This window comes from Moraxella canis (genome assembly GCF_002014965.1).
GTDB lineage: Bacteria > Pseudomonadota > Gammaproteobacteria > Pseudomonadales > Moraxellaceae > Moraxella > Moraxella canis.
Genome location: NZ_MUXT01000001.1, coordinates 411814 through 431897, shown reverse-complemented (window position 1 = coordinate 431897; position 20084 = coordinate 411814). Strand labels below are relative to the sequence as shown.

Here is a 20084-nt window from a genome sequence, read left to right as displayed (position 1 = left end):
GGGGGTTTTGTTTGGGGGGGGTTTAAAGCAGAATAAGAATTGTATCAATGACCAGTGGGAAACTAAAACACTTGCTGATTGGGCAAGTGTTTTGGTTTTGGGGGATGTTGAAGATCATTGAAGATCAATTCCATTTTAGCGCTTTTAAAATTTTTTCAATGCCGTCTTGATCGTGGCGTGGACAAATAATATCAGCATGCTGTTTTAAATCGGGATGTCCATTATCCATAGCAATAGCGGTACCCACCCACTTAAACATCTCTATGTCATTTAAACCGTCTCCAAAAGCTGCTGCCTCTGATTTGGAGATATTTAACTCATTTAATAATTTTGCTATTGAGCGCGCTTTTGAGCTTTGATGATCCAATACATCTACAGCGCACTGATGCCAGCGAGTTGTTTTAATATTAGGTGGCAGCGCGATGTTTTGAGCTTCATGTTCTTCATAAAATGCTAAGATTTGATAAATGGGCTGATCAAAATCAAACCCTTCTTTATTGGCTAGTATCGGTGTGATTCCTAATGAGCCTAATGCAGTTTTTAAATGTTCACTCTGATTAAAGCAAAAGATGTCAGTTTTTGTCATAATTGCAGTAGTAATATTACGACGTTCAAATACTGCCAAGATCTCTTTGACTTGTTGATTTTTCAAGGGAAAATCGAATAATTTTTGACCAGCGTATTCGTTGTATTGACCATTCATAGTTAATAAGTAGTCAATACCAATTTCATCAATCAGCTCTCGTACTGCTACCGGCATGATTCCAAGACTGCGACCTGTGGCAATAGCGAGCAATACACCTTGATTTTTTAGGGCGAGCAAAGCAGGTTTAATACTTTGAGGAATACGTCCTTCATCTTTGATATACAAAGTATCATCGATATCAAAGAAAATAATTTTGGGCAAGGGATAAGGTTTATTTAGCATGAGTGCCCCAAACTTTTTTGATGCGTTTATAAATGATAAATAAAATCACAAGCCCGGCACCTATGACGATATAATGACTGATGGCACCAACATAGTTGGCTACTTTATGATAATTAGCACCTAATACAAAGCCAGCATAAGCCAACATTGCACTCCAAATCAAAGATCCTAACCCAGTCAATATCAAAAAAGGCACTAAGGGCATGTGTGCCATGCCTGCTGGAATGGATATCAGTGAACGTATCGCAGGGATCATTCGCCCAAAAAATATGACAGATTTACCATGCCGATCGAACCATTTTTGGGCATTGCTTACATCATTGGCAGTGATCAAAAAATACTGACCATAATGATCCGCCAAATGTCGCAAGCGCTTTTCGTCTAATTTTGTGCCAATATAATACAAAGGTAGGGCGCCAATCATTGAACCAATTGTGCCAGCAATAATAACGGCAAATAGGTTCACCTGACCCATTGCTGCAGCAAATCCAGCTGCGGGCATAATCAGCTCTGATGGAATGGGTGGAAAGACATTTTCCAAAAACATCATTAAACCGACGCCAATCAGACCCAGTTTGTCCATCACAGCCAAAATCCACTCACTCAAGTTTTCCATAGTACTCATTCATAACTATTAAAATGTTTGAATTTTAACATTTTTTCTTATAATGATGTTGTTGGCATGTGCAATGAAGAGTTGCTGATTTATGTACATCATTTTTAAATTTACTTGTTTATAAAAAAACTGTAATCATATGTAACACTCTTAAATTTTTGGGGGATTTTGTGAATTTATTACTTTCACTTATCGATAAAATGCGCTAACATATGCTAATTTATCTCAATGTTATTCTAAAATTGACTGCATGCACATCGGCGAATATTTTGCCCCTCGAATTTTGGTGTTATTGATCTTATATAAGGCAGTTTGAGAGAATATTCAAAAATTTATTGATGATAAAAATTTAATAATCAATGGCGTAATTCATGACTAAAATCTCTATGAAGAAAATCACTGTCAAGCCATGGCATTCTGCATTGATGATCATTGTATTGATTGCGATTTTTGGGCTGTTGACCAACTATTTATTAAATAATGAAACAGCCAAACCGATTGTCATAGAATCAAATCAGCTGACCCAAGCGCAGTTAAATGCGATTCAGCAGGCTGTCGAACCTATTGGTGAAGTGCAATTTTTTGGTGCAGATTTGGTAAAAATTCACCAACATATCACCCAGCTGACCTGGGTGGAATCGGCGAATGTGCAGCGCGATTGGAATAACGGTGTGGTTGTGTCGGTCACTGCGCGCAGACCCATTGCCAACTTTGGTAGCGACAGATTGCTTGATGCCAACGGTGTGGTGTATGAGCCTGCCGAAAACAGTCAGCTTATGAACCCTAATTTAGTTAATCTACATGGGCGCGACACCGAATCTCAGCAGATCATGCAAAAGCTTAAGCGGGTCAATACTTGGTATGCGCCTTTGGATGTTCGGGTTCAGGACTTGATTTTGACACCTCGCCAAACTTGGATCATTCGATTTAATAATGGCATGCGCATCATGGTTGACCATGAAGACACAGAGCAAAAGCTATACAATTTGGCGATACAGCTACAAAGTGCGTTGGCTAATGATTTTGGACGCATTGATTCTGTGGATCTTAGGTATAAAAACGGCTTTGCAATTGCTTGGCGTAATCAAGCTTGATATTTTTGATAGATTTATGCCCATACTCACTTTGGGCGTCGAGGTAGTTTAAGGAAATCGTGTGACTCTTCAAGCGGTAATACATATTAGCTCTACAGCTGTCTGTACAGCAGTCGGGCATTTTGAAACCAAAGGTTTGGAAAAGCACCTTAAGGTTTCGGCTGTCGGCTTGGCGCACACGGATGCTTTCTTTGGCGGTCGTGTTGATAATCGCGAGCATCTTTTGTCAGCAATTCATAAATCTGTTCGCGAAGCCAGTGATATGGCGGGCTTACAGATCATTTCACCTATATTGTGTATGGCATCTCCTATGATGAGTATGCAGAATATGAGTCATGAGGTCGTTATCGATACGGCTGACCGTATGGTGATGCCAGAGCATATTTGTCAAGCGACCCAAGCGATGTCTAGTCAAATCGCAAGTCAAGACCGCGCGCCATTTCAAATGAATCGCCAATTAATTTTCTTGGAAGACTATCATGTCCAAGACGCCAAAGGGCTGATGACGGATAAAATTTGTGTTGCAAGTCATGTGATTGATATGCCAACCACTCAGCTCAACCAGATGATCAGTTTGGTCGAACAAGACGATTTGCATGTCGAATCTTGTCTATTTGATGGGATTGCTGGTGCTGAGTATGCCTTGTCTGAAGATGAAAAACAAGCAGGAGTTTGTTTTATTGATATCGGTGCGGGCATGACTAAGGTGTGTATCTATAAAGATGGTGTGTTGATTTATAGTCATTGCTTGGATATGGGCGGCGTGACTGTCGACATGGACATTGCCAAAGAGTGTGGCATTGCGCTTGCAGACACGGACAGCTTTAAGCGACAAGAAGGCACGCTGAATCGTAATAAATATTCGCCAGGCGCTGTGGTGACTTATAAGCGACACACCAAGCATGAAAAAACCATGCTCAGACGTGAACTTAATCAAGTGATTGAGGCGCGCTATCGCAAGTTGCTTGACAAAGTCATTGATGCGATTGATGCCTCTTTATTGGTTAGTTTGGATGCCGGCATCGTCTTGGCGGGCGGTGGTTCGTCTATGGATGGGCTGCTTGATTTTGCGCGCAACCATATTGGTATGAAAGCGCGGTTAATTACCAATAATCCTAGAGTCAAACTGGATCCTGCGCGCTTATCTGATGATAATATTAAGCTGCTTAATAAACATCTGTCCGATAATACGCTGCATACCGCGATCGGTGCGCTTTTATTCGTGGGTAGTGCCCAATACACCCGTGATCAGCAAACCCAAGAAATCGATGAGCTTGATAATTCTTGGGTGACTGAGCGCGTGAGTATGGTCAGTCAGCTTTTTGGACAATTTACTGCTTGGATTAAGCGGGTTTTTTAAGTTTTTGGGCTGACGAGAGCAAGCCAATTTACTAAAATATTGATCTAGATTTAAGACAAAAAATGTCTAGCTTTTTTAGTGAAATTAACTGATACAAGCCTTGCGCAGCTTGCCAAAAGTGCTGTTTGTGCGTACAATGGTGCTATACTTTTATTTAAACAATTTTTTTTGGAGTTAGGTTATGAAATACGGAATGGCTGATGAATTTCAACCAGAAACTAATGGTCAAGCACGCATCATTGTCTTTGGTGTTGGCGGCGGCGGCGGCAATGCCGTTGAACATATGGTTCGTCAAAATGTCTCAGGCATTACTTTTGTTTGTGCCAACACTGACTTACAAGCACTGAATAAATTATCGGCTCCAAATAAAATTCAAATCGGCGCGGATGCGACTCGTGGGCTAGGCGCTGGTGCCAATCCTGAAGTTGGTCGTAATGCTGCCGAAAGTAACGAAGATGAAATTCGTGCAATGCTTGAGGGCTATAATATGGCGTTCATCACTGCAGGTATGGGCGGCGGCACAGGAACGGGCGCAGCCCCTGTGGTTGCTCGTATCGCTAAAGAAATGGGTATTTTGACGGTTGCAGTGGTCACGACGCCATTTAGCTTTGAGGGTAAGCGCCGCGCTGCCGCTGCGCGTAATGGTATCGATGCATTGACCCAGCACGTAGACTCAATTATCACCATTCCTAACGATAAGCTGACTCAAGCATATCGCAATTTGACCATGGTAGATGCCTTTAAAAAAGCAGATGATGTCTTATTGCATGCGGTAAACGGTTTGACTGAAACTATCGTAAACCCTGGCATGATTAACATCGACTTTGAAGACGTGCGTACTGCAATGAGTGCTAAGGGTCATGCGATGATGGGTATCGGTCGTGCTAGTGGCACCAATCGTGCTTCTGAAGCGATGGAAAAAGCCATTCGCTCTCCGTTACTCGATGATCTAAATCTACGCAATGCCCAAGGCTTGATCATTAATATCATTGGTTCTGGCGTTAGCATGGATGAGGTGATGTCTATCGTTGCTATTGGCGAAGGTATGATGGATGAAGACGCCCATGTGTTTTACGGCTTAGTTGAAGATCCTGACATGGAAGATGAGATTCATGTGACCGTGGTGGCAACAGGTCTGACGGTTAATGATCAGCCAGCACCAGTCAAGCTGCCAGAAAATAAGCAAGAAACGTTAAAAACGCATACCAGCGCATTGGCAGAAGAAAGCCAACAAGCGCCTGCGCCACGTCAAGGTGCACCAAAGCCGATCAGTGTTGGGACTTTCTTGCAAAGAGAGCAGCAAAAAAACAGTTAATTCACCACAAAACTAAAGTCCTACCCATGCGGTGGGGCTTTTTTAATGTTGATAATGCCAGTCAGTGATGAATCGGAAATTTAGATCATGAAAAAAATAGACCTGCACATGCACAGCACTTGCTCTGATGGTACTAATACGCCCACAGAATTGATTAAAAAAGTCGCTTTGGCAGGTATTGAGATGGCGGCATTGACCGATCATGATACAATCAAGGGGCTTGATGAAGCCAAAGAAGCTGCCAAAATGGTCGGAGTTGAGCTAATCCGAGGAGTGGAAATCAGCTGCACCCACACCTTATCCGGTGGCTATGGCAAGCACCAAGAGATCGATAAAATTATCCATGTTGTTGCGCTCAATTTTTCAGATTCACTGAAGATGAACGAAGCACTGCAATCACTACAAGACAGCCGACATCTACGCGGACGACAAATGATCCAAAAACTTGCTGATTCTTTGATGGATCATCCTGATGAAGCTGCTGCGCTATTTGAGAATTTGTGGCAACAGGTGCTGACCAAGGTGGGTGGTAATGCTCGCGCTGTTGGGCGTGCACACATTGGTCAAGTTTTGTATGAATTGGGGTATGTGCCCAGTGTGCAGGCTGCCTTTGATAAATATTTGGCAGATAATAAACCAGCTTATGTGCCCATACAGACCATCAATATGGCAGATACGGTGGCGCTCATTCATGAGTGTGGCGGACTGGCTGTGCTTGCTCATCCAACGCGATATAAACTGTCTGCGACACGCACTCAAAGACTCATCAGTGACTTTGCTCAATGTGGCGGCGACGGCTGTGAGCTGCCCAATCATGAGCCGTTAAGCTGCATTGAGATGGTCAGCCGCGCGATCGCCAAACATGAGTTGGCGGTATCGCTTGGTAGTGATTTTCATGGTAGTAACATGCCATGGCGAAAGCTTGGCTCAACGGCAGCCATGCACAAGAATCAGGTTGGGATATGGGAGCGTTTTGATCAGATATACTGAATACCCACACAGTCCAAGCGGTGTATCATATCAATTACCAATGTAATAAAGGTTAGGGCTTAAAGCTTGACATGATTAGTCAATCAGCTCATCTAAGTCGGCTAAGGTGTATTTTAAAGCCTCCAAACTAACTGACATCTCAAACCCTCGGTACTGCAAGAATCTTAGCTGCTTGGCTTTGTCTTTGGGCGTTGTTGGGATGGTGTCTCCATATTTGCGTGTTCGCGCCTCGACAGCCAGCTTCAGCCAATCGACTGCGTCTGACTCGTCATCAGCAAGGATGGTATCATCAGTCAGTGAGTCCACCCCAGCTTGCTGTATCAACTGGTCAATGCTGCTAAAGCCCTCGGGCAGTGTGACTTTGGCGGATTTTAAAGCTTGTAAGATATGGTTTTTCCCGCGACCTTTTCGAATGCTTTCGCGAACGAGCATCATGGCGAAGCGTTCGTCTGATTGATAGCCTTTTTGAGCGAATTCCTGCAACAAATCCTCAACAGCTTGGGGCTCGCAGCCTTTGGCAAGAAGTTTTTTTTGTAATTCATGCTGTGACATCTCTCGCCGTGATAAGTAGTAAAACGCAAGCCAGCGCAGATAATTGGTGGCTTTGTCAGTCTGCGCCAGAGGTTCAATGGCGACATTTTGTAGTCGCTTGGCAAGCTCTGGCGGCACTGCGGCGCTGTCTTTGCCATCATTAACTTGGTTTAATAATACCGACACTTCAGAAATTACCGCAGGATTTTTTGACTGAGAGCTTGACTGCGCTACAGAACCGCTCTTAACTGTCTTCGTGGGTATAGAGTGCTGCCGCTTGGAGATGGGCGAATGCTTGACTTGATCTGGTGAAGCATTCTGGGTTTTGGAGGTTTTTTTGGGAGAATTAACAGATTTTTTAAATGTTTTGGATTTGGGTAATTGGTTAAACCGCGGTGGCTGCGTGGTCGTCAGTTCCTCAAAGTTGGTTTCATCAAGCACTTGAACTTGATAAGAATCAGCAGAAACAGGCGATTCGCCCATTTCTGCTAGGACTTCAGATAACGTCTTGATTTTCATGATGAAGGATTAGAAGTTATCGTCTTCTAAATGTTCTTCAGGCTCATCTGCCCCCTCAATGGGCGCCACTGTGACTAATTTGACCTCGCGGACTTTGGCTTCGATTTCACTGGCGATGGCAGGATTTTCTTGCAGGTATTTGACAGTATTGGCTTTGCCTTGACCAATTTTACCGTCGCCATAGCTATACCAAGCGCCTGATTTGCCAACCGCACCAACATCCACACCCAAATCAATCACTTCGCCTAGGCGGTTAATGCCCTCGCCGTACATGATTTGGAACTCGGTTTGACGAAATGGCGGCGCCATCTTGTTTTTGATGACTTTGACGCGCGTTTCTGAGCCGACAATTTCATCGCCATCTTTGACAGAGCCAATGCGTCGAATATCAAGACGCACAGAAGCATAGAATTTCAGGGCGTTACCACCTGTCGTCGTCTCTGGACTACCGAACATGACGCCAATTTTCATACGGATTTGGTTGATGAAAATCACCATACAATTTGAGCGTTTGGCGTTGCCGGTAATTTTGCGAAGTGCTTGACTCATCAAGCGAGCCTGCAAACCCATGTGACTGTCACCCATCTCGCCTTCAATTTCAGCTTTTGGCGTCAAAGCAGCCACAGAGTCCACCACAATCAGATCAATCGCACCTGAGCGCACGAGCATGTCAGCAATTTCAAGCGCCTGCTCACCATTGTCAGGCTGCGAGACAAGCAAATCATCAATATTTACGCCAAGCTTTTTGGCATAAATTGGGTCAAGCGCATGCTCAGCGTCAATAAAGGCGCAAGTGCCGCCTTGTTTTTGGCATTCGGCGATGGTTTGTAAGGTCAGCGTCGTTTTACCCGAACTTTCAGGTCCAAAAATCTCAATAATTCGACCTTTTGGCAAGCCACCGATACCTAGCGCAATGTCAAGCCCAAGCGAGCCAGTAGAGACCACATCCACATCAAGCTTAGCGGTCTCATCACCCAAATGCATGATGGTGTTTTTACCAAACTGTTTTTCAATCTGAGCCAGGGCGGCCTTGAGTGCTTTTTCTTTATTTTCGTCCATAGAAATTTCCTAAAATTAATACGATTGCCCACTGCGATTATGCTCACAAACTTGACAATCATGTCACTAAATTTACCGTTAATTATAGCATAACTGCCTTTTTGATAGGGGGTTATCCTGAAATATTTTGTCAGTAATTTGTGTCATTTTAAATGAATTTTTTAAAACTCAATGTTTGAACCAATCGCTTTTTTAATCTCAAATTTCAATCAAAAAGCAATGATAAAAAAGAGAGTTTTTGAGCCAAAATTTGACCTGATAAAAACTTATCCACAATCTTATCCACAAAATATGTCAGATCATTGTGGAACACCAAACCCACTCAGTGAATATAAAAATTATCTATATAACTTTAAGTTATTTAACTGTTATTCAAGCTCTTATATTTATAAGTTATTGATTTTTATTATAAAAATATATAGATTTATTATTGTTCAAATTTTAATCAATTCTTATGCAGGCGTGATAAATACACGCTTTTAGGGACGATATGTTGAGTATTTTTAAAAGTTATCCACAGCTTGTGTGGAAAAGTTTTTGAGCCTTTTGGTGGCAAGGCTTGGCAAAATCAAAAAAACTTTTGGGACTTTGATAAACAATTTTCATCGTCAAATTTGTTAAGAAAATTTTTAGGATATTATTTTAATAAATATATAAGTTTCACAAGTTTGTCATAATTGTTAAAGTTATTTTAGGGAGCTGATGTGATTTGAATTTCGCTGCTGCCAAATGCGTGAGTCTCACTCAAAATCAGAAATGTGGTACAATCGTTTTGAAATTTTGATGGCAGTAAAAGCGTTTGATAACAAAGCGCTTATAATATGGGATAAATTTAATGACACAGACAAGATTTGCAGAAGCGATGAGTGCGCTTAAAGCACGATTTGGCGATCAGCTTTCAACCAATATGACTACGCGTGAGCAGCACGCGCATACGACGACTTGGCTGATCAATCAGCCTGCTGATGCGGTCTTGACCGCCAAAAATAAGTATGATGTGGCAGAGGCGGTCAAGATTTGTTATGAGCATCATATGCCTGTCATCGCGTTTGGTATTGGCTCATCACTGGAGGGTCAGCTAAACGCACCGTATGGCGGGCTTTGTATTGATATGTCGCAGATGAATGAAGTGGTGGCGGTCAATGAAGAGGATCTGACGGCGACTGTGCAAGCAGGGGTCACCCGAGAAGCGCTCAATCACTACTTGCGTGCGACGGGATTGTTTTTCCCACTTGATCCAGGGGCGAATGCGACCATTGGCGGTATGGTTGCCACTCGAGCGTCGGGTACGAATGCCGTTCGCTATGGGACGATGAAAGATGTGGTTTTGTCGCTGGAAGTGGTGCTGCCGACTGGTGAAATCATCAAAACAGGGACGCGTGCCAAAAAGTCGTCAGCAGGGTATGATTTGACGCGTCTGATTGTTGGTTCAGAAGGAACGCTGGGCATTGTCACAGAGGTGACGGTCAAGCTGTTTGGACAACCTGAAGTGGTTGGCAGTGGCATTTGTCATTTTCCAAGCATTGATCAGGCGTGTCAGGCGACCATTGCCACCATTCAGATGTGCTTGCCGATTGCGCGTATTGAGATGCTTGATCCGATTCAGATTCGCGCATGCAATCAGTATTCTCAATTGACTTTGCCCGAAAAAGCCACCTTATTTGTAGAATTTCATGGTACCGAGCAGGGCGTGGCAGAGCAGGCGGCTTTGTTTGAGCAGATCATTGAATATTTTGGCGGCAGTGATTTTGAGTGGGGCAGTGATGAAGCGGTGCGCAAAAAACTGTGGCGTGCGCGCCATAATGCTTATTATGCTGCCTGTGCGCTTAGACCCGAGGCGCGCGGACTGTCAACCGATGCCTGTGTGCCGATTTCCCGACTGGCGGAGTGTGTGACACAAACCCAAGCTGATATCCAAAAGTCAGGTATGCTGGCGCCAATTGTAGGTCATGTGGGTGACGGCAATTTTCATGTGCTACTGCTTGTTGATACAAATAATGAAGAAGAGCTGCAAAAGGCTGAAGAAATCCTTGGGCGCTTGGCGGAGCGCGCGATTGAAATGGGTGGCACCTGCACAGGCGAACATGGTATCGGTCAAGGTAAGCGTAAATATATGCAAAAAGAGCACGGCAGCGCCATCGGTGTCATGCAGGCGATTAAACAAGCCATTGATCCGCGCGGAATCATGAATCCTGGCAAGATTTGGTTTGATCACAGCGATACTACTGTAGCTGCTAATGAATCAAAGGCTTGACACTCAGCAAGGCTTTACACTGATTGAGACGCTGGTTGTTCTTGGTATCTTGGCGCTCATCGGTATGATCGCTGTGCCAGCCTATGATTCGCTCATGCGCCGATATGAGTCTCAAATGGTGGGGCGACATGTGCAAGAAGCGCTTCGACGAGCCAAGATCGAGGCGGCTTTGCACCAAAAAGATGTCATCATCTGCCCTATCAATGCTTCACAGGCGTGTGACAGATTCGGGCAATCTGGCTTGATGGTGTTCATTGACAAAAATAAAAACAATCGCAAAGATGACAGCGATCCTTTGGTGCTCAAAGAATCATTTGAGCTAAACTATGGCATGCTGTCGATGACCGTGGCGCTGCATCGTCATTACATTAAGTTCATGGGCGATAACGCTAAGCCGCGTGGGCACATGGGCAATGTGCGTTACTGCGCACTTAATGGCGATGCTGCGTTAAGCCATCAAACGACAATTAATATGCATGGTTTGAGCAGAATCGAACATGGCGATGTCATCAAGATAAGCTGCTAGCTTAGGACATGTAATCATTCGCCAAATTCTGAGCAAAACTGTGCTAAAATGACAAAGAAACTGCAACCAATAAGGCAATTTATGGCGGTCGATTTTTCAAATACGTTGATTGTCGCAATTTCGGCGACGGCTTTATTTGATTTGGCAGAAAATGAAGCCAAATTATCTGAGCTGATCTCAAAAAATAAAGACACCGCCGCGCGCAAATTTCAAGCGTATCAGCAGGCGCGCGAAAATGAGATCTTAAATAAAGGATCGGGCTATCCTTTGATAGAAGCCTTGCTCAATCTCAACAAGCATCAGCCACCGATGGAATATCACATTGAATCGCCCTATGTGGAAGTGGTGATCGTCTCCAAATCCTCACCAGATATCGGCATTCAAGTGCTCAACTCAATTCGTGCGCATGGTCTGGGAATTACTCGCTCAGCGTTTATTTCTGGGGATTCGGTTGCAAATTATATTAAGGATTTTAATGTCGATTTGTTTTTGACGACAAATCATGAAGATGCTCAGCAGGTCACCGATGGTCAAATTTGTGCCTGTGCGGTTTTGGATGCCACGCCAGTCAGTGTCGATCAGCTTGACAGTGATCAGCTTCGCATAGCGTTTGATGGCGATGCGGTGTTGTTTGATGATTCAGGGGAGTTGGTTTTTAAGCAAGAAGGGCTGTATGCTTTTCATGCGCGTGAAAACGAAATGGCAGATTTGCCGATTGAAAAAGGTCCTTATGCCGATTTTTTGATCAAATTATCCAAACTGCAAGCCAAATTACCCAACCAATCGACCGACGCGCCGCACAATCCAATTCGCATCGCACTGGTGACGGCGCGTAATGCGCCTGCTGATATGCGCGCCATCAAAACCCTAAGAGAGTGGGGTGTGACGGTGGATGTGGCGTTCTTTTTGGGAGGTCTTGATAAGACAAATGTCCTAAAAACCTTTGCGCCGCACATCTTTTTTGATGACTCAATCAAGCACATTGATGCTGCACGCTCCGTGGTGCCATCGGCGCTCGTGCCTTATCACTCCGAATCTCAGCTGAATATCTTGGCGCCTCAAGCGATTCCTGATATGGAAGATCAGGCATTTATCCCTGTTAAACCCAAAAAATCCAAGACACCATCATGAGAAAGTCGCATCAGCATTTTTTGATCAAGCTTACTGTCATCGCTGCGATGACAGCCTTACTAAGACGCAGTTCTAAACCTGCCGCCAATAAGACAGTTTCGCCAAAGCATCATGATAACTCTGATTGATACACACACCCACTTTGATTTGCCTGAGTATGATGATCAGCGCGCGGCATTTACCAGTCGTGCGTATGAGCAAGGCGTGCGGCATATATTGATCATTGGCTATTTGGCTCAGTATTTTGAGCGCATGGTGTTGGCAAATACAGCCACCAATCAACTGGCAGACTCACCAAGATCGCATTTGGCGTTTGGGCTGCACCCATTATACATTGATGAGCAGTCTGACACAGATTTGGATATTTTAGAAGAATATCTTAAAACTCATTCGTCGATTGCGATCGGTGAAATTGGGCTGGATACTTACCCAAAAACACTCAAAGAACCCGCCATTTTTCAAAAACAAAAGCGATTTTTTGTGGAACAAATTGAGCTTGCCAAAGCGTATGAGTTGCCCATTTTATTACATATCCGTAAAAATCATGGCGATGCTTTGAAGATTTTGGCTGAACAAAACTATCTTGCTGATGACAGAGGTGGCATCGCTCACAGCTTTAGCGGTGGGGAACAAGAGGCGCTTGCCTTCGTCAAACGCGGCTTTAAGCTTGGCATTACAGGGCAGATCACCAATCCTAATGCCAAAAAACTGCGCCGATCTGTTAAGGCGGTTTTTGATGAATATGGTGTTGGGGCTTTTGTGATTGAGACAGATTGCCCTGACATGATGCCGCTGCCTTGTCAGCATTTGGGACAGCTAAATGAACCTGCACACTTACATTTTGTGCTAGATGAGCTGTCTAAATTATTTAATTATGATAAACAAGTATTAGCAAATCAGCTTTGGAAAAATAGCTGTGATGCGCTGCGTGTGGATTGGAAATATGACTGATACGACACAGATGGATTATGAGCGCCGCTTTATGGGCGTAAGTGCGCTGTATGGCGAGCAAAGCCTTGATAGATTTGCTGATGCTGAAGTGTATGTGATTGGCGTGGGCGGCGTCGGATCATGGGCGGCGGAGAGTTTGGCGCGTACAGCGATAGGGCGTATTGTTTTGATTGATATGGATGTGCTTGTCGAAAGTAACATCAATCGGCAGTTGCCTGCTTTGAGCGAAACGCTTGGCGAGACTAAAATCGATGTGATGGCAGCACGCATTGGCAGCATCAATCCTAAGGCGGATGTGGTATGCGTGGATGATTTTTTGACGGCGCAAAATGTCAAAGAGCTTCTGCCGACTCGTGAGTATGTCGCACAGATGCAAGCTGAAGGTAAAACGGTGATCGTGCTTGACTGTGTGGATGATATGTCTGCTAAGCTTGCCATTGCGCTACATTGCCGATTTAACAAAATCAAATGTGTGGTCGCTGGCGGTGCAGGCGCGAAGATCGATCCGACAAAGATCCGCGTAGCTGACCTAAAAGACACCACTCAAGATCCGCTGCTTGCCAAGCTGCGCTCAAAATTGCGTGAAAAAGGCATCGCAAAAGGCGGTAAGGCAAAATTTGGTCTAAAATGTGTCTATTCAGACGAGCCGCCAAAGATAGCCAAGGCATGTCAAACTGGTCTAAACTGTGGCGGCTTTGGCTCCACTGTGGTGGTGACAGCGACGATGGGCATGGTGATGGTCAGCGAAGCACTAAAAATGATCAGCCGCACCTAGTCACTGGATCATCCATACCCTTAATTTTATCTCAAATGTCAATCATCAATCACCATAAAAATGCTAGATAAAAAACGACCGCCAAGTCAATGAGCGGTCGTTTTTATTTGGTTTGCCTAAAGCTGGTATTATTCAGCGCGTAGCAAATCGTTTAGGCTGGTTTTGGCGCGAGTTTGGGCGTCTACTTTTTTGACGATGATGGCAGCATATAAGCTGTGAGTGCCATCTTTGCTAGGCAGGTTACCTGGTACTACCACCGAGCCTGCTGGCACGCGACCATAATGAATCTCGCCTGTCTCACGATCATAGATGCGAGTGGACTGACCGATATAGACACCCATTGAGATGACCGAGCCTTCTTCAACGATCACACCTTCAACAATCTCAGAGCGAGCACCGATAAAGCAGTTATCTTCGATGATCGTTGGGTTGGCTTGTAATGGCTCAAGCACACCGCCGATACCAACGCCGCCTGACAAGTGTACATTTTTGCCGATCTGAGCGCAGCTGCCGACAGTTGCCCAGGTATCCACCATGGTTCCTTCATCGACAAAGGCGCCAATATTGACATAAGACGGCATGAGCACGACATTTTTTGCCAAGAAGCTGCCACGGCGCGCAACCGCAGGCGGTACGACACGCACGCCAGCTGCTTTGAATTGCGCCTCGCTCCAGTTGGCATGCTTAGTATCCACCTTATCATAAAAGCGCAAATCGCATGATTCAATGGGCTTATTGTCATTGAGTTTGAATGACAGCAGCACTGCTTTTTTGAGCCATTGATGCACCACCCATTCGCCGTCAATTTTTTCGGCAACGCGCAAAGAGCCATTATCCAAAGCTTCAATCGCTTCATCAACAGCCGCACGAATTTCTGGCGACACAGTTTCGGCGGTGAAATTTGCACGGTCTTCAAAAGCCGCTTCAATAATCGTTGCAAGATTTGACATAATAAATCCTTAAAAAGTCATCATAGATTGTTTGATAATTTTAGCATATTTAAAGAGCAAAAACCGCCCAAGCCAACAATTTATTCATTAAAATCAGTCATCCAACATCATCACATTTTATCAGCGTTACAGTGGCGTTCGATCCAAGCCAAGATGTCGGCAAATACTTTTTGTGCTGCTTTTTCATGTAGTGGCTCGTGGCGCATATTGGGGTAAAGATGCACGCTAACATCACGATTGGCACGCAAAAGCTTGTCTTGAAGCTGAATGATATCTTGCCCCATATTGCCGACAGGATCATCTTTGCCACTGACCAATAAAATCGGATAATCTTTGGTCATATTCACATACCAATCAGGGCGCATGGCGCGCTGCATCAAGGCAAATAAGGTCATAAGCCCATTATTGGTAAAAGCAAACCCTGTCAGGGGATCTGCTTCAAACGCTTGAATCGCCTCAGGATTTTCAGACAGCCAAGCAAATGCAGAAGCGCTGATGGGCGAGCGAAGCTGATTTAATAATACATGATTCATCAGCTCAGCGGCGTGTTGATTGACCTGCTTGGGGGAGAGTTTGTTGAGTAGGCTAAGCGCTGCATAAGTGGTACGGCTTAAAAGACCAAAATTATCCGCTGTACCCATCAATAGCACGCCATCAAATCGCGTGCTGTGATGAATGAGCACCGAACGCACGATAAACGAGCCCATCGAATGACCCATGATAAAATGCGGCACTGATGGCGCGTGCTCTTTGAGCTTATCTGCCATGATGATGACATCTTTTGACAGCGCTTGCACAGGATGCTTGTCATCAAAATACCCAAGCTCATACTTATCTTTGACCGTCTGACCATGCCCAAGCTGATCATATGTCGCCACCAGTACGCCATGATCTGCCAAAAATTGGGCAAATCTCGCATATCGGCCGCCATGCTCAGTCATGCCATGTACGATAAGCAGGGTGGATTTGATCTCACCTTTTGGTACAAAAAAAGTATGGTGTAGGCGGTGGATGCCGTTGGATGAAAGGATGGTTTGAGTCATGGTAGTGGTTTTGGATAAAAAATTAAACATGGCCAAGGTCAAACTGCCAAGTGAGCGCATCACTGATCAGCCGCCAACAAGCCATATGTCTTAAAATATGTGGCGTAAAGCTTTATGTTATACGCCACTTTAACAGGGATAATCTCAGCGCGATCAAAAACAGCCAGTTTTCTCACCGTTTTGAGCTTTGGCCAGTTTTTCTTCGGCAAGTGCTTTGGCGCTGCGAGCTGGCGGCGGGCAGTCTTCGCCATAATATTGACGATCGGCAAAGTAGCTTGAGCGCACCATTGGGTTTGCCCAGATGTTAAAAAAGCCCAATTTCTTACCGTATTCGGTGTAGCGCGCAAACTCATCAGGATGCACATATCTGTCCACGGGGGCATGGTTTTTACTTGGGGCAAGATATTGACCGATGGTGACGATGTCAACATCATGTGCTTTTAGGTCGTCAAGCAGTGCGTACACTTCTTCTTCGGTTTCGCCAAGACCCACCATAAAGCCGCATTTGGTCGCGACATCAGGACGGCGGGCTTTGTAGTCTTTGAGTAGATTCAGTGAGTGCTGATAGTCAGAGCCAGGTCGAAACGCTTTATAAAGACGCAGCACGGTTTCGATATTATGATTAAATACATCTGGCGCAGTTTCGGTCAATAAATCAAGCGCAACCTGCTCGCGCCCGCGGAAGTCAGGCACCAAAATCTCAATCAAGCAATTGGGGCTTAGTGCTTTGGATTCATTGATCACTTCCACAAAGTGACCTGCACCGCCGTCTTTGAGGTCATCTCTGTCCACCGAAGTGATGACGGCATATTTTAGCCCCAAGCCTAAAATGGTCTCGGCAGTATGGCGCGGCTCGTCTTTATCCAAAGGATTTGGGCGACCGTGCGCCACTTCACAAAACGGGCAGCGACGAGTACAGATATCACCCATAATCATAAAAGTCGCTGTACCATCACCAAAGCACTGTGGCAGGTTTGGGCAGGCGGCTTCTTCGCAAACGGTGTAGAGCTTTTGTTTGCGTAGCGTGGATTTGATGCGCTCAACTTCGGCAGGACTTGAGAGCTTCACGCGAATCCAGTCGGGTTTTTTGAGAGTGTCGACGCTTGGGATAACTTTGATGGGAATGCGAGCGACTTTATCATAGCCGCGCAGTTTCTCGCCTTGCACCGCTTTTTTGGGTGCAGGACGAGTATCGGGGGTAAAGGTTTGGACAGTCATGGCTTATCCTAAATATCATAAAAATTCTGCAAAAATCATCTTATTATACGCCAAATTGGCATAAATAACAAAATGCAAGAATTCTTTTATTGTGAAAAATCTTATGCTAATATTGGATTGTATGGGATAGATTTAGAGGGTGCCAATGCAAACGACCGTAGATGGCTTAATTCTGTTGGGAGGGGTGGCGGTGCCTTTGCTGCTTGTGCGGCATGTGGCATGGATTCAAAATATTTGGATTAAGAACGGTAAACGGTAGATAGCATATTCTTTATTATATAATGTATTGAATTTTGAATGAGGATATTATCATGAGCCAACCAAAGAAACCAGCGCGCAAACAAAAAAGTGTGGTTTTTCATAAAGAGAAAGATCAAGCATTAATTCAAGCAGTGCAAAATGATCAATCTGTTGCTTTTAGTGCATTGATGCGCCAACTGCTCAGAGAGCATTATCAACTTTCAGATAGTCAAAAATATTCATAATTTGACTTGCTAAAAATCTATTGAGAAATACACTGCCCAAACTTGTTCGTGCTGTGGCGATAGGTATGGTAATCCGAAAGGGAGAGCAGGTTTGGCAATAAGAGAATGGATCTGTACAAAGCATGGCATACCGCATGATAGAGGTATTAATGGCAGTAAAAATATTCTTGCGGTCGGTGACCGTCTGTTAGGAAGAATCCTCTTATCTTAAGAATAATGGAAGTTAATTGTCAAATTAGGAAAAATAAACCATGAGCAATATTACCCCAGAATACACCAGACGAGCCATCAAAAAATATGAAGAAAGGTTGGTTAAAAAAATTGTCACCTTCTCTGTTGATGCAGATGCTGATATTCTGACCGCCATTGATGCGGATGATACACCATTCACGGCGCTAGCTTTGTCGCTACTATACAAGCATTATGGCATCGAGCAGCCTAAGGGATGATGATTTTTTAGCATTTAAACCAGTAAACCGATAAACGCGCTCTAAACGCTCACCGACGCCCTGACCACAGAAAAGGTATGCTTGATAAATAAATTTTCTAAATCATCCACATTCCGCGGATTAGGATAATCGCATCGACATGCCAATCACCGTTTGTCACATTTATCCTATAAAAGCCTGACTCAATGCCAGGCTATTTTTAGTATCAATAAAAATCCACACTGCGAACTTCGATCTTGTTCCCGTCGGTCGTGATGGTGAGATGGGTGATTGTGTGATTTTGCCACTCAGCCGGTAGGGGCAGGCGTACGGTGGATAGCTGATAGACGCCATTGTCAAATTCGGTTAAGCGGCTTTTGATGGCAGGATGATCTGCAGCGATGGGCAGTGCCAGCTGCTGACCGTCGTCAGCATGTAGGGTTATCGTCACATTGGTGGGCTTGGTCTGGCTGCCCCATGGCGACAGATGAACCGCCAAACCTTGTGCACCTTTGACCGCCGTGTCCGCAGCAGCTTGGCTAAATTGTGCGATATAAGTCATCGTGGTTATCACACCAAGCTCTGGTCGTGGGCAGGCATCTTTTGGCTGAAATGGATTCATCGGATCTTCGTAGCGACAGAGCGTCACTTCGCTGCCTTGAAAAGGTTTGAAGTCATCAAAATTGACGGTGCTGATCGCTTTTGGTGTGGCGGCAAGCCAGCTGACTTCATGATCGGCTAATGTGGTGGGAAGTGCGTCTGCTGCCTTGATGGGTAAAGTGGTCTTGGCGCCTTTTAAGGTGGCATCAAACCACTGAGCGGCGGTTTGCATCACCAGCTGTTCGTGGGCATTGGCATCAGGACAATCTAGCACATCACAGCCGATGCGCTCATCAATCTTTGCTGAGCTGAGCGCACGGTTGATATAGTTATGACCAAACCCTGGCACCGTGGCAACGGTGGCTGGCGTCTGGCGTGGTGTGCTGATCCAGTGCCCAATCCACTGATTGACGGCTTGATCGACATCTTTGTCAAGATCACCTAAGATCGACAGATAAGGCACATCCACAGGCGCAGCAGAGATCTCGGCGATATCATAGGTATCTGGCGATGGACCATAGGTCAGCACGCCTTTGAGTTTTTCGCCAAAAAGCGCATGGGCAGCATCTAGCATATTGCCTGAGCGAGAATGCGCAAACAAGCCCACACGCTCAAAATCCACCAAGCTACTCATTTGTGGCGACTGCTGTATGTGAGTCATGAATGCTTGGATAGTTTCACGCCATAATGCGGCTTGGTCATAAGGCTCTGTCACCATATCTCCACTAAACACAACGCTATAATCAGGCACAATCACCGCATAGCCTGAGTCTGCCAGATGCTCTGCCAGATACTGCATGCCTTGGTCAAAGCGCAGCTCAGTCTGACCTTCGGGGCAAGGATAAGCAAACTCACCACCACTGCAATTCGGCGCACGCAGATGACTGATGATCACCAAGGGATATTTGGTATCGGCTTTTGTGCTGGGCAGGACAATCAAGCCGCGCTGTGGAGCGGTCATCTCACCAACAACCATGTCACCCAAAGCCACTTCATGGACATGATAGCCTTTGGCGCTATCCGTGTTAATGGCTTGACTGGGCTCGGAGCTGTTTTGCTGCGCCGTGCGATTAGGCTCAGAACAAGCCGTTAATACCGCCGCCCCGATCATTAAGGCGATGAGTGATTGCTGGGTTTTGGTTGATACGTTTTTTGATAAATATTTCATAAGATGACCACATCAATGATTTTAAGCACTTATTATAGCTTAGATGAGCATTCATAGGGGATGAAAATGATAACGCAATTTTTTAAAAATTTGTGTAAGAATTTGGGATTGAGATGTGTCTAATAGGTGTCACAAATGGTTTT

21 protein-coding genes are annotated in these 20084 nt (G+C 44.9%); 13 read left to right on the top strand and 8 right to left on the bottom strand.

Translation table 11 applies throughout. From position 1 onward, the window contains the following. Positions 1 to 124: 124 nt before the first annotated feature. Both B0180_RS02030 and B0180_RS02025 read right to left on the bottom strand, forming a co-directional pair. Complete coding sequence (locus B0180_RS02030) at positions 125 to 928, bottom strand: Cof-type HAD-IIB family hydrolase (protein WP_078255429.1); 804 nt, start codon at positions 926 to 928, stop codon at positions 125 to 127. Beyond that, the gene (locus tag B0180_RS02025) at positions 918 to 1544 is read right to left on the bottom strand and encodes a DedA family protein (RefSeq protein WP_078255428.1); all 627 of its coding nucleotides are present in this window, start codon (positions 1542 to 1544) and stop codon (positions 918 to 920) included. Before B0180_RS02025 ends, B0180_RS02030 begins: the two co-directional genes overlap by 11 nt. Before the next feature lie 371 nt (positions 1545 to 1915). Here B0180_RS02025 and B0180_RS02020 point away from each other — a divergent pair, with 371 nt between their 5' ends. From B0180_RS02020 to B0180_RS02005, 4 genes are all read left to right on the top strand, one after another. Continuing rightward, positions 1916 to 2638, top strand: coding sequence for a cell division protein FtsQ/DivIB (locus tag B0180_RS02020; protein WP_233424890.1), 723 nt, complete (start codon positions 1916 to 1918; stop codon positions 2636 to 2638). A 61-nt stretch (positions 2639 to 2699) separates the two neighbouring features. After that, positions 2700 to 3998 carry a cell division protein FtsA gene (gene ftsA, locus B0180_RS02015; RefSeq protein WP_078255427.1) on the top strand — a complete coding sequence of 433 codons (1299 nt, stop codon included), beginning with the start codon at positions 2700 to 2702 and terminating at the stop codon, positions 3996 to 3998. A gap of 193 nt (positions 3999 to 4191) precedes the next feature. After that, positions 4192 to 5313: a cell division protein FtsZ gene (gene ftsZ / locus B0180_RS02010; RefSeq protein ID WP_049236694.1), complete on the top strand. Its 1122-nt coding sequence runs from the start codon at positions 4192 to 4194 to the stop codon at positions 5311 to 5313. 87 nt (positions 5314 to 5400) lie between these two features. Further along, entirely contained in the window at positions 5401 to 6303 is a 903-nt protein-coding gene (locus B0180_RS02005; protein ID WP_078255426.1) for a PHP domain-containing protein, read from the top strand. A gap of 75 nt (positions 6304 to 6378) precedes the next feature. Here the strand turns inward: B0180_RS02005 and B0180_RS02000 are convergent, their stop codons facing one another. Both B0180_RS02000 and recA read right to left on the bottom strand, forming a co-directional pair. Further along, positions 6379 to 7317 (bottom strand): regulatory protein RecX, encoded by a 939-nt coding sequence (locus tag B0180_RS02000; RefSeq protein WP_078255456.1) that lies wholly within the window; start codon positions 7315 to 7317, stop codon positions 6379 to 6381. A gap of 45 nt (positions 7318 to 7362) precedes the next feature. Beyond that, the gene (gene recA / locus B0180_RS01995; protein ID WP_078255425.1) at positions 7363 to 8412 is read right to left on the bottom strand and encodes a recombinase RecA; all 1050 of its coding nucleotides are present in this window, start codon (positions 8410 to 8412) and stop codon (positions 7363 to 7365) included. Positions 8413 to 9247: 835 nt separating this feature from the next. Between recA and B0180_RS01980 the strand changes: the two genes are divergently transcribed. From B0180_RS01980 to B0180_RS01960, 6 genes are all read left to right on the top strand, one after another. Further along, positions 9248 to 10666, top strand: coding sequence for an FAD-binding oxidoreductase (locus B0180_RS01980; RefSeq protein ID WP_078255423.1), 1419 nt, complete (start codon positions 9248 to 9250; stop codon positions 10664 to 10666). Further along, entirely contained in the window at positions 10650 to 11192 is a 543-nt protein-coding gene (locus B0180_RS01975; protein ID WP_078255422.1) for a GspH/FimT family pseudopilin, read from the top strand. Before B0180_RS01980 ends, B0180_RS01975 begins: the two co-directional genes overlap by 17 nt. A gap of 81 nt (positions 11193 to 11273) precedes the next feature. Further along, complete coding sequence (locus tag B0180_RS01970) at positions 11274 to 12323, top strand: 5'-nucleotidase (RefSeq protein ID WP_049236685.1); 1050 nt, start codon at positions 11274 to 11276, stop codon at positions 12321 to 12323. Further along, on the top strand, positions 12320 to 12451 hold the full coding sequence (locus B0180_RS10290) for a hypothetical protein (RefSeq protein WP_267888870.1): 132 nt from the start codon (positions 12320 to 12322) through the stop codon (positions 12449 to 12451). Before B0180_RS01970 ends, B0180_RS10290 begins: the two co-directional genes overlap by 4 nt. Then, complete coding sequence (locus tag B0180_RS01965) at positions 12435 to 13274, top strand: TatD family hydrolase (protein ID WP_078255421.1); 840 nt, start codon at positions 12435 to 12437, stop codon at positions 13272 to 13274. The genes B0180_RS10290 and B0180_RS01965 overlap by 17 nt, the downstream gene beginning before the upstream one ends. After that, positions 13267 to 14049: a tRNA threonylcarbamoyladenosine dehydratase gene (locus B0180_RS01960; protein ID WP_078255420.1), complete on the top strand. Its 783-nt coding sequence runs from the start codon at positions 13267 to 13269 to the stop codon at positions 14047 to 14049. Before B0180_RS01965 ends, B0180_RS01960 begins: the two co-directional genes overlap by 8 nt. 128 nt (positions 14050 to 14177) lie before the next feature. Here B0180_RS01960 and dapD read toward each other — a convergent pair whose 3' ends face one another. The 3 genes from dapD to lipA form a co-directional block, all read right to left on the bottom strand. After that, complete coding sequence (gene dapD / locus B0180_RS01955; protein WP_049236679.1) at positions 14178 to 14999, bottom strand: 2,3,4,5-tetrahydropyridine-2,6-dicarboxylate N-succinyltransferase; 822 nt, start codon at positions 14997 to 14999, stop codon at positions 14178 to 14180. Positions 15000 to 15109: 110 nt separating this feature from the next. Further along, positions 15110 to 16042: an alpha/beta fold hydrolase gene (locus tag B0180_RS01950; RefSeq protein ID WP_078255455.1), complete on the bottom strand. Its 933-nt coding sequence runs from the start codon at positions 16040 to 16042 to the stop codon at positions 15110 to 15112. A gap of 153 nt (positions 16043 to 16195) precedes the next feature. Beyond that, the gene (gene lipA, locus B0180_RS01945) at positions 16196 to 17260 is read right to left on the bottom strand and encodes a lipoyl synthase (RefSeq protein ID WP_078255419.1); all 1065 of its coding nucleotides are present in this window, start codon (positions 17258 to 17260) and stop codon (positions 16196 to 16198) included. A gap of 311 nt (positions 17261 to 17571) precedes the next feature. Between lipA and B0180_RS10115 the strand changes: the two genes are divergently transcribed. The 3 genes from B0180_RS10115 to B0180_RS01935 are packed head-to-tail and all read left to right on the top strand — an operon-like array spanning position 17572 to position 18194. Then, positions 17572 to 17745 (top strand): hypothetical protein, encoded by a 174-nt coding sequence (locus B0180_RS10115; RefSeq protein ID WP_167366904.1) that lies wholly within the window; start codon positions 17572 to 17574, stop codon positions 17743 to 17745. Between the two features lie 19 nt (positions 17746 to 17764). Next, positions 17765 to 17956, top strand: a complete 192-nt coding sequence (locus B0180_RS01940; RefSeq protein WP_078255418.1) for a zinc ribbon domain-containing protein — start codon at positions 17765 to 17767, stop codon at positions 17954 to 17956. Positions 17957 to 17996: 40 nt separating this feature from the next. Next, positions 17997 to 18194 carry a hypothetical protein gene (locus B0180_RS01935; RefSeq protein WP_078255417.1) on the top strand — a complete coding sequence of 66 codons (198 nt, stop codon included), beginning with the start codon at positions 17997 to 17999 and terminating at the stop codon, positions 18192 to 18194. Positions 18195 to 18399: 205 nt separating this feature from the next. Here B0180_RS01935 and B0180_RS01930 read toward each other — a convergent pair whose 3' ends face one another. Next, on the bottom strand, positions 18400 to 19941 hold the full coding sequence (locus B0180_RS01930) for an alpha/beta hydrolase (protein WP_078255416.1): 1542 nt from the start codon (positions 19939 to 19941) through the stop codon (positions 18400 to 18402). Positions 19942 to 20084 lie beyond the last annotated feature (143 nt).

Excerpts from the sequence above, each read along its gene's own strand:
- B0180_RS10115 (WP_167366904.1), top strand. The coding sequence starts at position 17,572 with ATGAGCCAACCAAAGAAACCAGCGCGCAAACAAAAAAGTGTGGTTTTT.
- B0180_RS10290 (WP_267888870.1), top strand. The coding sequence starts at position 12,320 with ATGAGAAAGTCGCATCAGCATTTTTTGATCAAGCTTACTGTCATCGCT.
- recA (WP_078255425.1), bottom strand. The coding sequence starts at position 8,412 with ATGGACGAAAATAAAGAAAAAGCACTCAAGGCCGCCCTGGCTCAGATT.
- B0180_RS01960 (WP_078255420.1), top strand. The coding sequence starts at position 13,267 with ATGACTGATACGACACAGATGGATTATGAGCGCCGCTTTATGGGCGTA.
- B0180_RS01930 (WP_078255416.1), bottom strand. The coding sequence starts at position 19,941 with ATGAAATATTTATCAAAAAACGTATCAACCAAAACCCAGCAATCACTC.
- B0180_RS02025 (WP_078255428.1), bottom strand. The coding sequence starts at position 1,544 with ATGGAAAACTTGAGTGAGTGGATTTTGGCTGTGATGGACAAACTGGGT.
- B0180_RS02020 (WP_233424890.1), top strand. The coding sequence starts at position 1,916 with ATGACTAAAATCTCTATGAAGAAAATCACTGTCAAGCCATGGCATTCT.
- B0180_RS01935 (WP_078255417.1), top strand. The coding sequence starts at position 17,997 with ATGAGCAATATTACCCCAGAATACACCAGACGAGCCATCAAAAAATAT.
- B0180_RS01950 (WP_078255455.1), bottom strand. The coding sequence starts at position 16,042 with ATGACTCAAACCATCCTTTCATCCAACGGCATCCACCGCCTACACCAT.
- B0180_RS01970 (WP_049236685.1), top strand. The coding sequence starts at position 11,274 with ATGGCGGTCGATTTTTCAAATACGTTGATTGTCGCAATTTCGGCGACG.
- lipA (WP_078255419.1), bottom strand. The coding sequence starts at position 17,260 with ATGACTGTCCAAACCTTTACCCCCGATACTCGTCCTGCACCCAAAAAA.
- B0180_RS01965 (WP_078255421.1), top strand. The coding sequence starts at position 12,435 with ATGATAACTCTGATTGATACACACACCCACTTTGATTTGCCTGAGTAT.
- B0180_RS02030 (WP_078255429.1), bottom strand. The coding sequence starts at position 928 with ATGCTAAATAAACCTTATCCCTTGCCCAAAATTATTTTCTTTGATATC.
- B0180_RS02000 (WP_078255456.1), bottom strand. The coding sequence starts at position 7,317 with ATGGGCGAATCGCCTGTTTCTGCTGATTCTTATCAAGTTCAAGTGCTT.
- dapD (WP_049236679.1), bottom strand. The coding sequence starts at position 14,999 with ATGTCAAATCTTGCAACGATTATTGAAGCGGCTTTTGAAGACCGTGCA.
- B0180_RS02005 (WP_078255426.1), top strand. The coding sequence starts at position 5,401 with ATGAAAAAAATAGACCTGCACATGCACAGCACTTGCTCTGATGGTACT.
- B0180_RS01980 (WP_078255423.1), top strand. The coding sequence starts at position 9,248 with ATGACACAGACAAGATTTGCAGAAGCGATGAGTGCGCTTAAAGCACGA.
- ftsZ (WP_049236694.1), top strand. The coding sequence starts at position 4,192 with ATGGCTGATGAATTTCAACCAGAAACTAATGGTCAAGCACGCATCATT.
- B0180_RS01975 (WP_078255422.1), top strand. The coding sequence starts at position 10,650 with ATGAATCAAAGGCTTGACACTCAGCAAGGCTTTACACTGATTGAGACG.